Source organism: Pseudomonas sp. 300 (assembly GCF_055803035.1).
This window is the reverse complement of record NZ_JAVLRV010000002.1, coordinates 650,944-663,930: the sequence shown is the minus strand read 5'-3', so window position 1 is coordinate 663,930 and position 12,987 is coordinate 650,944. Positions and strand designations below refer to the sequence as shown.

Below are 12,987 nucleotides of genomic sequence, written 5' to 3'. Positions count from 1 at the left end.
CAGGCTCGCTCCCACAGGGGGGCGGTGTACAAACCCCAGACAGCAAAAAGGCGCCTTTCGGCGCCTTCTGCTTTATTGCGATTTAACGTCAGGCCATTTCCGCCGTGGTTTCGAACTCGAAGGTCAACTCGCCGTCCTTCAGGTCGATGTGTACCACGCCGCCATGGTCGGCCAGTTCGCCAAAGAGAATCTCCTCCGCCAGCGGACGCTTGATCTTGTCCTGGATCAAACGCGCCATTGGTCGAGCGCCCATTGCCGAATCGTAGCCACCCGCCGCCAGCCAGCTGCGCGCCGCGTCGGTCACTTCCAGCTGCACGCGCTTGTCTTCCAGCTGCGCCTGAAGCTCGGTAAGGAACTTGTCCACCACGCTTTTGATGACCTCATGGCTGAGGCGACCAAACTGGATAATGGTGTCCAGACGGTTGCGGAACTCGGGCGTGAAGCTCTTCTTGATCACTTCCATCGCATCGGACGAGTGGTCCTGATGGGTGAAACCGATCGAAGCACGGGCTGCGGTCTCGGCACCTGCGTTGGTCGTCATGATGACGATCACGTTACGGAAGTCCGCCTTGCGCCCGTTGTTATCGGTCAGCGTACCGTGGTCCATCACCTGCAGCAGCAGGTTGAAGACTTCCGGATGCGCCTTCTCGATCTCATCGAGCAACAGTACGCAGTGAGGCTGCTTGGTGATGGCTTCGGTCAGCAGACCGCCCTGATCAAACCCGACATAGCCAGGAGGTGCACCGATCAGACGCGATACGGTGTGGCGCTCCATGTATTCGGACATGTCGAAGCGAACCAGTTCGATACCCAACGCCTTGGCCAACTGACGCGCCGCTTCGGTTTTACCGACACCGGTCGGGCCTGCGAACAGGAACGAGCCGACAGGCTTGTCAGGCGACTTGAGGCCGGCACGGGACAGTTTGATCGCGGTCGACAGCGAGTCGATTGCGGCATCCTGACCAAAAACCGTCAGCTTCAGGTCACGCTCAAGGTTACGCAGCAGCTCTTTGTCGGAACTGGTGACGTGTTTTGGCGGAATCCGCGCGATTTTCGCGACGATGTCCTCGACCTGAGGCACTTCGATGCGTTTCACGCGCTTCTCGATCGGCTGCAGACGCTGGTAGGCGCCCGCCTCGTCGATCACGTCGATGGCTTTGTCCGGCATGTGCCGGTCGTTGATGTAACGCGAAGCCAGTTCGGCAGCCGCACGCAACGCTTCATCGCTGTATTCGATGCCGTGGTGCGCTTCGAAACGCCCTTTCAGGCCACGCAGGATACCGATGGTGTCTTCCACCGACGGCTCCGACACATCGACCTTCTGGAAGCGTCGTGCCAAGGCACGGTCCTTCTCGAAGATCCCGCGGAATTCCTGGAATGTGGTCGAACCGATGCAACGGATATCACCGGACGACAGCAGCGGTTTCAGCAGGTTCGAGGCATCCATGACGCCACCGGACGCGGCACCCGCACCGATGATGGTGTGGATCTCGTCGATGAACAGGATCGCCTGCGGACGTTTTTTCAGCTCATTGAGCAACGCCTTGAAGCGCTTCTCGAAATCGCCACGGTATTTGGTCCCGGCCAGCAAGGCCCCCAGATCAAGGGAATACACCACGCTGTTGGCCAGCAGGTCCGGCACCTGGTTGTCGACAATACGTTTGGCAAGGCCTTCGGCAATCGCGGTTTTACCCACGCCCGCCTCGCCCACCAGCAGCGGATTGTTTTTGCGACGACGCGCCAGGATCTGCGCGACACGCTCGACTTCGAGCTCACGGCCTACTAACGGATCGATACGACCCTGACGCGCAAGTTCGTTGAGGTTGCTGGCATAAGCATCCAGAGGATTGCCTGAAGAAGAAGACTCACCGCCCTCGTCGTCCTGCATATCTTGCTCACCTTCAGAGTGATCGCCATGCCCCGGCACTTTGGAAATGCCGTGGGCGATGTAGTTGACGACATCGATGCGCGCAACGCTCTGCTGTTTCAGCAGGAACACTGCCTGACTCTCTTGCTCACTGAAGATCGCAACCAGCACGTTGGCGCCAGTCACTTCGCGTTTGCCCGAGCTCTGTACGTGGAAAACAGCACGCTGCAGGACACGTTGAAAGCCCAGGGTTGGCTGGGTCTCGCGATCCTCGTCATGGACGGGAATCAACGGCGTAGTGGAGTCGATGAACTCCTGCAGATCATGCTTGAGTTTGTCGAGGTTTGCGCCGCAGGCACGCAAAACAGTGGCGGCAGCCTCATTATCCAATAGGGCCAGCAGGAGATGTTCGACGGTCATGAACTCATGACGCTTCGAACGGGCCTCCTTGAAGGCAAGATTGAGGGTGACTTCGAGCTCGCGGTTTAACATAGCTTCACCTCATACCCAAGTGGTCGGCGATTAACCGTCCTTCTCGATTTCACAGAGTAGCGGATGCTGGCTTTCCCTGGCGTACTGGTTGACCTGCATGGCCTTGGTCTCGGCAATGTCGCGGGTAAACACTCCACATACTGCCCGTCCTTCTGTGTGGACGGCCAGCATGACCTTGGTCGCCAGCTCGCGATTCAGGTTAAAAAACACCTCGAGCACTTCGACGACGAAATCCATCGGTGTGTAGTCATCATTGAACAAAACCACCTTGTACATCGGCGGTGCCTGTAAAGCAGGCTTCGCCTCCTGAACAGCAATGCCTGCGGAATCGTCGTCGTGTTCCTCCGGGTGGTCTTTCTGGAGAGTCGGGCGATCCTGATTGAATGTTAGTCGAATCTGGCTGATTGCATGCATGGAAAGAAAGGTTCGTCAGTTGTGCGAATACAGTAGTGGGGACGGTTATGAACGATTTCAACACCGACTGCCTGGTCACCTTGACTATCGGCAAAACGGTGTTACAACCAATAGAGCCCACAGTGGGTAAAAAAGGTCCGCGGAGTCAATCTTATTTACAGGATCTGACTGCGGATGTACGGGATGATACTCCAGTGATGGAGTCTGTTGCAGAGGGATATGAGCATGGCTGTCGGTAAGGTGAAATGGTTCAACAACGCCAAAGGGTTCGGTTTCATTAACACCGACACCAGAGAAGGCCGTGACGAGGATGGCAAGGAAATCGATTTTTTTGCCCACTATTCGGCCATTGACATGGATGGCTACAAAACCCTCAAGGCTGGACAAGCCGTCAACTTTGAAATCGTTCAGGGCCCCAAAGGCCTGCACGCAGTGAAAATTACGTCTGCGACCGTTGCGAACGAACACACCTCGCCCGCCACCCGGCAAGACACCGTGTCGAACTGACGCGACCGATCATCTCGTCATAAAAAAACCGCCCTAAGGCGGTTTTTTTTGTGCCGACTCGCTTACATATGCGAAATCAGTGCATCACCAAAGCCGGAAGAAGACACCAGTTTCGCGCCCTCCATCAGACGTTCGAAGTCATAGGTCACGGTCTTCGCGGAGATCGCGCCGTTGGTGCCCTTGATGATCAGGTCCGCGGCTTCGGTCCAGCCCATGTGACGCAGCATCATTTCTGCGGACAGAATCAGCGAACCCGGGTTGACCTGGTCCTTGCCGGCGTATTTCGGCGCAGTACCGTGGGTCGCTTCGAACATGGCGATGGTGTCGGACAGGTTGGCACCCGGCGCGATACCGATACCGCCCACTTCCGCCGCCAGGGCGTCGGAGAGGTAGTCGCCGTTCAGGTTCAGGGTCGCAATCACATCGTATTCGGCCGGGCGCAGCAGGATCTGCTGGAGCATGGCGTCGGCGATGGCGTCCTTGACGATGACGTTCTTGCCGGTTTTCGGGTTCTTGAACTGCATCCAAGGCCCGCCGTCGAGCAGGGTCGCGCCAAACTCTTCAGCCGCCACTTCGTAGGCCCATTCCTTGAAGGCACCTTCGGTGAACTTCATGATGTTGCCTTTGTGCACGATGGTCAGCGAGTCGCGGTCGTTGTCGACCACATACTGCAGGGCCTTGCGCGCCAGACGCTTGGTGCCTTGCAGCGAAACCGGCTTGATGCCGATACCGCAGTTTTCGTCGAAACGGATCTTGGTGACGCCCATTTCATCTTTAAGGAACTTGATGACTTTGGTCGCTTCCGGCGAACCGGCCTTCCACTCGATACCGGCGTAGATGTCTTCCGAGTTCTCACGGAAGATCGTCATGTCGACGTCGCCAGGCTTCTTGACCGGGCTAGGCACGCCTTCGAACCAACGCACCGGGCGCAGGCAGACATAAAGGTCGAGTTGCTGACGCAGGGCCACGTTCAGGGAACGGATGCCGCCGCCGACCGGAGTGGTCAGAGGGCCCTTGATGGAAACCACGTAATCCTTGACTGCGTCCAGGGTTTCCTGAGGCAGCCAGGTGTCCTGATCGTAAACCTGAGTCGCTTTTTCCCCGGCGTAGACTTCCATCCAGGAAATTTTGCGCTCGCCGCCGTAAGCCTTCTTAACAGCAGCATCGACAACCTTGATCATGACCGGGCTGATATCAACCCCAATACCATCGCCTTCGATGAAGGGGATGATCGGGTTGTTAGGAACATTGAGAGAATGGTCCGCGTTGACGGTGATTTTGTCGCCGACTGCTGGAACCTGAATCTTCTTGTATCCCATGCTGAACTCCATTGTTTGGATTGAACATCTGGCTTCGTTCGAGCGTACCCCAGTTAAATCGGCACGCAAACCCTATGTTCCATCCATCTGCCGCAAAGCTGCACAGTTCGCGACGTACAAGCCTGAAAGCAAAGGGAAAAGCGCCAAACTCAAGCACGGTGCAAGACTCTACGCCCCACGCGCCCCTGCGACCTTTAGACCAATGGACGAGAATCGTTGTGTGTGAACCATCGGCAGATTGCCAGCTACCTATGTATAATGCCGCCCGCTGACCACAGAGTCACGATGGCCGACCTCTCTAGCACGAGACTTTGGACCTGAAAAAGCAGGACTGTTACCGCAGTCCACCCGCTTGACGCTCGACTGATGCACCCAACATCACCGCGCACAAACCTCGACATTCGGCTCATGGATGACTTTGAACGAACGCGCTTACCCGGCGCCCCTCGAGTTTCTGCGCACGCTTTAGCAAAGAAGAGAGAGTTAATCCGAATATGCCCACCCGCTCGAAGATCATCTATACCTTCACCGACGAAGCCCCAGCCCTCGCCACCTATTCACTGTTGCCTATCGTAGAAGCGTTCACCGCTTCGGCTGATATCGCCGTTGAAACCCGCGATATCTCTCTTGCAGGGCGCATCCTGGCCAGCTTCCCCGAGCAATTGGGTGACAAAGCCGTAGCCGACCACCTCGCCGAACTGGGCGACCTGGCCGTTACGCCTGAAGCCAACATCATCAAGCTGCCGAACATCAGTGCTTCGGTTCCGCAACTGCAGGCCGCGATCAAAGAGCTGCAAGCCCAGGGCTTCGCACTGCCGGACTACCCGGAAACCGTGACCAGCGACGCCGACAAAGAAACCAAGTCGCGTTACGACAAGATCAAGGGCAGCGCCGTGAACCCGGTTCTGCGCGAAGGCAACTCCGATCGTCGCGCACCACTGTCGGTCAAGAACTACGCACGCAAGCACCCGCACAAAATGGGCGCCTGGGCTGCGGACTCCAAGTCCCACGTCGCGCACATGAGCACCGGTGATTTCTACGGCAGCGAAAAAGCTGCCCTGATCGACGCCGCTGACGCTGTCAAAATCGAATTGATCGCTCAAGACGGCACCACCACCGTCCTGAAAGAAAAGACCACCGTGCAAGCCGGTGAGATCCTCGATTGCGCGGTCTTGAGCAAAAACGCTCTGCGCAGCTTCATTGCTGCCGAAATCGAAGACGCCAAAGCCAAGGGCGTACTGCTGTCGGTTCACCTGAAAGCCACCATGATGAAGGTCTCCGACCCGATCATGTTCGGCCAGATCGTTGCCGAGTTCTATAAAGATGCACTGGCCAAGCACGCTGACGTGCTGGCGCAGATCGGCTTCAACCTGAACAACGGCATTGGCGATCTGTACGCTCGCATCAAGGCTTTGCCTGCCGAGCAACAAGCGCAGATCGAAGCGGACATCCAGGCGGTCTACGCCGTTCGTCCGTCGTTGGCCATGGTCAACTCCGACAAAGGCATCACCAACCTGCACGTGCCAAGCGACGTGATCGTCGACGCCTCGATGCCGGCGATGATCCGCGACTCCGGCAAAATGTGGGGCACTGACGGTCAGCTGCACGACACCAAGGCTGTGATCCCGGATCGCTGCTACGCCACCATCTACCAGGCGGTGATCGAAGACTGCAAGCTGCACGGCGCTTTCGATCCAACCACCATGGGCAGCGTGCCAAACGTTGGCCTGATGGCGAAAAAAGCCGAAGAGTACGGCTCGCACGACAAGACCTTCCAGATCAAGACCAACGGCGTAGTCCGCGTGATCGACAGCAAAGGCAGCCTGCTGCTGGAGCAATCGGTTGAAGCCGGCGACATCTTCCGCATGTGCCAGACCAAAGACGCGCCGATCCAGGACTGGGTCAAACTGGCCGTTAACCGTGCTCGTGCCAGCAGCACTCCGGCGATCTTCTGGCTGGACCCTATGCGCGCTCACGACGGCGTGGTGATCGAGAAAGTTCAGGCTTACCTGAAGGATCACGACACTGCCGGCCTGGACATCCAGATCATGGCGCCAGTCGACGCGATGAAGTTCACTCTGGACCGTACTCGCGCAGGCAAGGACACCATCTCGGTGACCGGCAACGTACTGCGTGACTACCTGACCGACCTGTTCCCCATCATGGAACTGGGCACCAGCGCCAAGATGCTGTCGATCGTTCCGCTGATGAATGGCGGCGGTCTGTTCGAAACCGGCGCTGGCGGCTCGGCACCGAAGCACGTTCAACAGCTGCTGGAAGAGAACTTCCTGCGCTGGGATTCCCTGGGCGAGTTCCTGGCCCTGGCCGCTTCCCTTGAACACCTGGGTGTTACCTATAACAACCCTAAAGCGCTGGTTCTGGCCAAGACCCTGGACCAGGCCACTGGCCAGTTCCTGGACAACAACAAGTCGCCATCGCGCAAAGTCGGTAACATCGACAACCGCGGCAGCCACTTCTACCTGGCGCTGTACTGGGCACAAGCCCTGGCTGCCCAGACTGAAGATGCTGCACTGCAAGCGCAGTTCGGCGAACTGGCAAAAAACCTGACCGAGAACGAAGCAACCATCGTTGCCGAGCTCAACGCCGTTCAGGGCAAGCCAGTGGACATCGGCGGTTACTACCACGCCAATGCCGAGCTGATCAGCAAGGCCATGCGCCCGAGCAACACTTTCAACGCCGCGATCGCTGCGCTGGTTTAAGGTTGTAAGGATGCAAAGAAGCCCCGGCCCCGTGCCGGGGTTTCTGTTTTTGAAGACAACGCAAAACCCTGTGGGAGCTGGCCTGCCAGCGATAGCGGCTTATCATTCAACATTGATGGTGACTGACTCATCGCAATCGCTGGCAGGCCAGCTCCCACAGGGATAGTGTTTCAACCTTTGAATTTGAGGAAGCTTCATGGACTGGAAACCCCACATCACCGTCGCCACCATTGTCGAAGACAACGGTCGTTTCCTGATGGTCGAAGAAACCAAGCACGGACGAACGGTACTCAATCAGCCTGCCGGCCACCTCGACCCGAACGAAACCCTGATCGAAGCCGCCGTCCGCGAAACCCTCGAGGAAACCGGTTGGGACGTCGAGGCGACCGGCGTGGTGGGTATTTACCTCTACACCGCCCCCAGCAACGGCGTGACCTACCAGCGGGTCTGCTTCAGTGCAAAACCGCTCAAGCATCACCCCGACTACCCGCTGGACGACGGCATTGTCGGCGCAAAATGGCTGACACGTGACGAACTGCTGGAACAGCGCGCAAACTGGCGCAGTGAGCTGATCATCCGCTGTATCGATGATTATCTGGCAGGCTTTCACTTCAGTCTCGAACTGATCCGCCCTTCTCTTTAGCCTTGCGGGCTTCGGCCTGTTAGAATCGCGTCCTTTTTCAAGACACTCATTGAATCCCTATGCGTGATCCAGCCCCTTCTGACACACAAAAGAAGCGCGTCATTGTCGGTATGTCCGGCGGCGTGGACTCTTCCGTTTCCGCTCTCCTGCTGATCGAGCAGGGTTATGAGGTGGAAGGCCTGTTCATGAAGAACTGGGAAGAAGACGATGGAACGGAATACTGCACCGCCATGGATGACCTGGCGGACGCCCAGGCCGTGTGCGACAAGATTGGCATCAAGCTGCACACCGCCAACTTCGCCGCCGAGTACTGGGACAACGTGTTCGAGCACTTCCTGGCCGAATACAAGGCCGGTCGCACGCCAAACCCGGACATCCTCTGCAACCGCGAAATCAAGTTCAAGGCGTTCCTCGACTACGCCATGGTGCTTGGCGCCGACCTGATCGCCACCGGTCACTACGTGCGCCGCCGCGACATCGATGGCCGCACCGAACTGCTCAAGGGTCTGGACCCGAACAAGGACCAGAGTTACTTCCTGCATGCCGTCGGCGGTGAACAGATCGCCAAGACCCTGTTCCCGGTCGGCGAGCTGGAGAAGCCCGAAGTGCGCGCGATTGCCGAGAAACACGACCTGGCCACCGCGAAGAAAAAGGATTCCACCGGGATCTGCTTTATCGGCGAGCGCCGTTTCAGTGACTTCCTCAAGCAGTACCTGCCGGCGCAACCGGGCGAAATCAAGACCACCGAAGGTGAAGTCATCGGCCGTCACCACGGCTTGATGTACCACACCATCGGCCAGCGTCAGGGGTTGGGCATCGGCGGTTTGAAAGACGCTGGTGACGAGCCGTGGTACGTGCTGATCAAGGACCTGGAACACAACGAGTTGATCGTTGGCCAGGGCAATGACCACCCTTACCTGTTCTCCCGCGCCCTGCTCGCCTCGGACATCTATTGGGTCAACCCGATCGACCTGAGCGAGCCGCGCAAGCTGACCGCCAAAGTGCGTTATCGCCAAAGCGACCAGCCGTGCACGCTGGAGAAAACCGCCACCGGCTACCGCGCGACCTTCGATGACCCGCAACGCGCGGTCACCCCGGGCCAGTCCGTGGTCTTCTATGACGGTGAAATCTGCCTCGGCGGCGGCGTGATCGAAGTGGCAGAGCCGTGGACCAGCAAAAGCACGTCCACAGGCCAGCCACAATGAGCCCGACTCAGGAGCAACTGACGGCGCTGGGCGGCGTATTTCTCGCCGCCGTCCTTGTCGACAAGATCGCCAAGACCGGCCAGACAAGCGAAGCCGGCCTGACGTGCATGCTCGGCAGCCTGCTGATTCGCGACCCCAAGGACACGCTGGAAGTCTACGGCGGCGACGACATCAATCTGCGCGAAGGTTATCGCGCGCTGATCGGCGCCCTTGAACGCGACCCGAGCACCCTGCAGCGCGAACCGCTGCGCTACGCCCTGGCAATGCTCGGGCTGGAGCGCCAACTGGCCAAGCGTGGCGACATGCTCGACGTGATCGGCAAGCGCCTGCCGCAGATTCAATCTCAGGTCGAGCACTTCGGCCCGGCCCACGAAAACGTGATCGCAGCCTGCGGCGCGTTGTACCAGGACACCCTGAGCACCTTGCGCCAACGGATTCAGGTCCACGGCGACATGCGCAACCTGCAGCAACCAAGCAACGCCTCGAAGATCCGCGCGCTGTTGCTGGCGGGGATTCGTTCGGCGCGCCTGTGGCGGCAGTTGGGCGGTCATCGCTGGCAGTTGGTGGTCAGTCGTCGCAAGTTGCTCAAAGAGCTTTACCCACTGATGCGCAGCAGCTGAACCGCGCCCGCAACACCGTTTTGTAGTCAGTAACGCGTAATACGCTGGTCAGTTGGCAACGGACCGGCGGATTTTTTCATGTATGATACGCGCCCCATTTCGTTGCCCGACTGTCCGAGAACACCCCATGCAGCTTTCTTCGCTCACTGCGGTTTCCCCTGTTGACGGCCGCTACGCCGGCAAAACCCAGGCCCTGCGCCCAATTTTCAGCGAATACGGTCTGATCCGTGCTCGCGTTCTGGTTGAAGTGCGCTGGCTCCAGCGTCTGGCCGCTCACCCTGCCATCAGCGAAGTGCCGGCGTTCTCCGCCGAAGCCAACGCTGTGCTGAACACCCTGGCGGAAAACTTCTCTCTGGAGCACGCCGAGCGCGTCAAAGAGATCGAGCGCACCACCAACCACGACGTCAAAGCCATCGAATACCTGCTCAAAGAGCAAGCGGCCAAGCTGCCGGAACTGGCTGCTGTCAGCGAATTCATCCACTTTGCCTGCACCAGCGAGGACATCAACAACCTGTCCCACGCCCTGATGCTGCGTGAAGGCCGTGATGACGTGATGCTGCCACTGATGCGCCAGACCGCCGAAGCCATCCGCGAACTGGCGATCCGTTTCGCTGACGTGCCGATGCTGTCGCGCACCCACGGTCAACCGGCCTCGCCGACCACCCTGGGCAAAGAGCTGGCGAACGTGGTTTACCGCCTGGAGCGTCAAATCGCTCAGGTCGCTGCCGTTCCGCTGCTGGGCAAGATCAACGGCGCCGTGGGCAACTACAACGCTCACCTCTCGGCCTACCCTGAGATCGACTGGGAAGAAAACGCCCGCGCCTTCATCGAAGACGAGCTGGGCCTTGGCTTCAACCCGTACACCACGCAGATCGAACCGCACGACTACATTGCCGAGCTGTTCGACGCGATTGCCCGCTTCAACACCATCCTGATCGACTTCGACCGCGACATCTGGGGCTACATTTCCCTGGGTTATTTCAAACAGCGCACCATCGCTGGCGAAATCGGTTCGTCGACCATGCCGCACAAGGTCAACCCGATCGACTTCGAAAACTCCGAAGGCAACCTGGGTATCGCCAACGCACTGTTCCAGCATCTGGCGAGCAAGCTGCCGATCTCCCGCTGGCAGCGCGACCTGACCGACTCCACCGTCCTGCGCAACCTCGGTGTCGGCTTCGCCCACAGCGTGATCGCGTACGAAGCCAGCCTCAAAGGCATCAGCAAACTCGAGCTCAACGCGCAGAAAATCGCTGCCGACCTCGATGCTTGCTGGGAAGTCCTGGCAGAGCCGATCCAGACCGTGATGCGTCGCTACAACATCGAAAACCCGTACGAGAAGCTGAAAGAGTTGACCCGTGGCAAGGGCATCAGCCCTGAAGCGCTGCAAACTTTCATCGACGGGCTGGACATGCCCGCCGCCGCCAAGGCCGAGCTGAAACTGCTCACCCCGGCGAACTACATCGGCAACGCTGTAGAGCAAGCCAAGCGCATCTGATCGACCGCTGCACCCGTTTGAGACGCCCGGCAGCGCCGGGCGTTTTTATTCCCGTCTGAAAAGTGCTTTTTTTCAATAGGTTACACATGAATCCTGATATTCCTCTTCAACTTCTGGGCGGCATCACGGCGCGCGAATTCCTGCGTGACTACTGGCAGAAAAAACCCCTGCTGATCCGTCAGGCGATTCCTGATTTCGAAAGCCCGATCGACGCCGACGAACTGGCCGGCCTGGCGCTGGAAGAAGAAGTTGAATCGCGCCTGATCATCGAGCACGGCGAGCGTCCTTGGGAATTGCGCCGCGGCCCGTTTGCCGAAGACGAATTCAGCAAGCTGCCGGAAACCGAATGGACCCTGCTGGTACAAGCGGTTGACCAATTCGTGCCGGAAGTCAGCGAACTGCTGGAACAGTTCCGCTTCCTGCCGAGCTGGCGCATCGACGACGTGATGATCAGCTTCGCCGCTCCAGGCGGCAGCGTGGGTCCGCATTTCGATAACTACGATGTGTTCCTGTTGCAAGGTCACGGCAAGCGCAACTGGAAAATCGGCCAGATGTGCACCTCCGAAAGCCCGCTGCTGCAACACGCAGACCTGCGCATCCTCGCTGATTTCGAAGCTACCGATGAGTGGGTTCTGGAACCGGGCGACATGCTCTACCTGCCGCCGCGCCTGGCTCACTGCGGCGTGGCCGTCGATGACTGCCTGACCTATTCGGTAGGTTTCCGGGCGCCGAGCGCTGCTGAAGTGCTGACCCACTTCACCGATTTCCTCAGCCAGTTCCTGACAGATGAAGAGCGTTATACCGACGCCGATGTCCTGCCTGCGGCCGACCCGCATCAGATCCAGCACGACGCCCTTGATCGCTTGAAAAGCCTGCTGGCCGAGCACATGAGCGACGAGCGCCTGCTACTGACCTGGTTCGGCCAGTTCATGACCGAACCGCGCTACCCGGAACTGGTCGTCGGCCCGGAAGAGATCGAAGAAGAAGACCTGCTCGCCAGCCTGGAGCAAGGCGCCATACTGATCCGCAATCCGAGCGCACGCCTGGCCTGGTCCGAAGTCGATGACGACCTGCTGTTGTTCGCCAGCGGCCAGAGCCGTTATCTGCCCGGCAAACTGCGTGATCTTCTGAAGATGATCTGCGCCGCCGATGCGCTGCACATCGACAACCTCGGCGCATGGTTGAGCGACGAAGACGGTCGCGGCTTGCTGTGCGAACTGATCAAGCAAGGAAGCCTGGGGTTTGCTGATGAGTAAAATTCACGTACGTGTCGCAGACTGGCAAAAGGACAACGCCGAGATCCGGCGCATTCGTGAGACGGTGTTCATCGGTGAGCAATCCGTTCCGCCCGAGCTGGAATGGGATGCAGATGACGCAACGGCGGTGCATTTTCTGGCCTTCGAAGGCGACTTTCCAATTGGCACCGCCCGCCTGCTGCCCGACGGGCACGTTGGCCGGGTGTCGGTGCTGAAAGACTGGCGCGGTTTGAAAGTGGGCGATGCGCTGATGCAAGCGGTGATCGGTGAAGCCGAGAAGCGCGGTTTGAAGCAGCAGATGCTGAGCGCGCAGGTTCAGGCGACGGCGTTCTATGAGCGCCTGGGCTTCAGCCTGGTCAGTGAGGAATTCCTGGAAGCAGGGATTCCGCATGTGGACATGGTGCGCCATTCGGCTTGAGACCGCGGCGCGGCCATCGCGAGCAGAC

At 58.8% G+C, this 12,987-nt stretch carries 11 protein-coding genes; 8 read left to right on the top strand and 3 right to left on the bottom strand.

Annotated elements, in window-relative coordinates:
- Positions 1-88: 88 nt before the first annotated feature.
- Positions 89-2,359, bottom strand: a complete 2,271-nt coding sequence (gene clpA / locus Q7W83_RS09255; RefSeq protein ID WP_150631143.1) for an ATP-dependent Clp protease ATP-binding subunit ClpA — start codon at positions 2,357-2,359, stop codon at positions 89-91.
- Between the two features lie 30 nt (positions 2,360-2,389).
- A complete protein-coding gene (gene clpS / locus Q7W83_RS09250; RefSeq protein ID WP_034146919.1) occupies positions 2,390-2,773 on the bottom strand; it encodes an ATP-dependent Clp protease adapter ClpS in 384 nt (127 codons plus the stop codon).
- Between the two features lie 225 nt (positions 2,774-2,998).
- Between clpS and Q7W83_RS09245 the strand changes: the two genes are divergently transcribed.
- Positions 2,999-3,280, top strand: a complete 282-nt coding sequence (locus Q7W83_RS09245) for a cold shock domain-containing protein (protein ID WP_150631148.1) — start codon at positions 2,999-3,001, stop codon at positions 3,278-3,280.
- A 62-nt stretch (positions 3,281-3,342) separates the two neighbouring features.
- On the opposite strand, the gene icd is transcribed toward Q7W83_RS09245, so the two are convergent.
- Positions 3,343-4,599: an NADP-dependent isocitrate dehydrogenase gene (gene icd / locus Q7W83_RS09240; RefSeq protein ID WP_017339594.1), complete on the bottom strand. Its 1,257-nt coding sequence runs from the start codon at positions 4,597-4,599 to the stop codon at positions 3,343-3,345.
- Positions 4,600-5,093: 494 nt separating this feature from the next.
- Between icd and Q7W83_RS09235 the strand changes: the two genes are divergently transcribed.
- From Q7W83_RS09235 to Q7W83_RS09205, 7 genes are all read left to right on the top strand, one after another.
- Complete coding sequence (locus Q7W83_RS09235; protein WP_150631141.1) at positions 5,094-7,319, top strand: NADP-dependent isocitrate dehydrogenase; 2,226 nt, start codon at positions 5,094-5,096, stop codon at positions 7,317-7,319.
- A 196-nt stretch (positions 7,320-7,515) separates the two neighbouring features.
- Positions 7,516-7,962 carry an NUDIX hydrolase gene (locus Q7W83_RS09230; protein ID WP_150631140.1) on the top strand — a complete coding sequence of 149 codons (447 nt, stop codon included), beginning with the start codon at positions 7,516-7,518 and terminating at the stop codon, positions 7,960-7,962.
- A gap of 59 nt (positions 7,963-8,021) precedes the next feature.
- The gene (gene mnmA / locus Q7W83_RS09225) at positions 8,022-9,167 is read left to right on the top strand and encodes a tRNA 2-thiouridine(34) synthase MnmA (RefSeq protein ID WP_150631139.1); all 1,146 of its coding nucleotides are present in this window, start codon (positions 8,022-8,024) and stop codon (positions 9,165-9,167) included.
- Positions 9,164-9,787: a high frequency lysogenization protein HflD gene (gene hflD / locus Q7W83_RS09220; RefSeq protein WP_150631138.1), complete on the top strand. Its 624-nt coding sequence runs from the start codon at positions 9,164-9,166 to the stop codon at positions 9,785-9,787. Before mnmA ends, hflD begins: the two co-directional genes overlap by 4 nt.
- 127 nt (positions 9,788-9,914) lie before the next feature.
- Entirely contained in the window at positions 9,915-11,285 is a 1,371-nt protein-coding gene (gene purB / locus Q7W83_RS09215) for an adenylosuccinate lyase (protein ID WP_017339599.1), read from the top strand.
- An 86-nt stretch (positions 11,286-11,371) separates the two neighbouring features.
- Positions 11,372-12,541, top strand: a complete 1,170-nt coding sequence (locus Q7W83_RS09210; protein WP_150631137.1) for a ribosomal protein uL16 3-hydroxylase — start codon at positions 11,372-11,374, stop codon at positions 12,539-12,541.
- Complete coding sequence (locus Q7W83_RS09205) at positions 12,534-12,959, top strand: GNAT family N-acetyltransferase (protein WP_150631136.1); 426 nt, start codon at positions 12,534-12,536, stop codon at positions 12,957-12,959. The genes Q7W83_RS09210 and Q7W83_RS09205 overlap by 8 nt, the downstream gene beginning before the upstream one ends.
- Positions 12,960-12,987: the final 28 nt, after the last annotated feature.

Excerpts from the sequence above, each read along its gene's own strand:
- clpA (WP_150631143.1), bottom strand. The coding sequence starts at position 2,359 with ATGTTAAACCGCGAGCTCGAAGTCACCCTCAATCTTGCCTTCAAGGAG.
- clpS (WP_034146919.1), bottom strand. The coding sequence starts at position 2,773 with ATGCATGCAATCAGCCAGATTCGACTAACATTCAATCAGGATCGCCCG.
- Q7W83_RS09245 (WP_150631148.1), top strand. The coding sequence starts at position 2,999 with ATGGCTGTCGGTAAGGTGAAATGGTTCAACAACGCCAAAGGGTTCGGT.
- icd (WP_017339594.1), bottom strand. The coding sequence starts at position 4,599 with ATGGGATACAAGAAGATTCAGGTTCCAGCAGTCGGCGACAAAATCACC.
- Q7W83_RS09235 (WP_150631141.1), top strand. The coding sequence starts at position 5,094 with ATGCCCACCCGCTCGAAGATCATCTATACCTTCACCGACGAAGCCCCA.
- Q7W83_RS09230 (WP_150631140.1), top strand. The coding sequence starts at position 7,516 with ATGGACTGGAAACCCCACATCACCGTCGCCACCATTGTCGAAGACAAC.
- mnmA (WP_150631139.1), top strand. The coding sequence starts at position 8,022 with ATGCGTGATCCAGCCCCTTCTGACACACAAAAGAAGCGCGTCATTGTC.
- hflD (WP_150631138.1), top strand. The coding sequence starts at position 9,164 with ATGAGCCCGACTCAGGAGCAACTGACGGCGCTGGGCGGCGTATTTCTC.
- purB (WP_017339599.1), top strand. The coding sequence starts at position 9,915 with ATGCAGCTTTCTTCGCTCACTGCGGTTTCCCCTGTTGACGGCCGCTAC.
- Q7W83_RS09210 (WP_150631137.1), top strand. The coding sequence starts at position 11,372 with ATGAATCCTGATATTCCTCTTCAACTTCTGGGCGGCATCACGGCGCGC.
- Q7W83_RS09205 (WP_150631136.1), top strand. The coding sequence starts at position 12,534 with ATGAGTAAAATTCACGTACGTGTCGCAGACTGGCAAAAGGACAACGCC.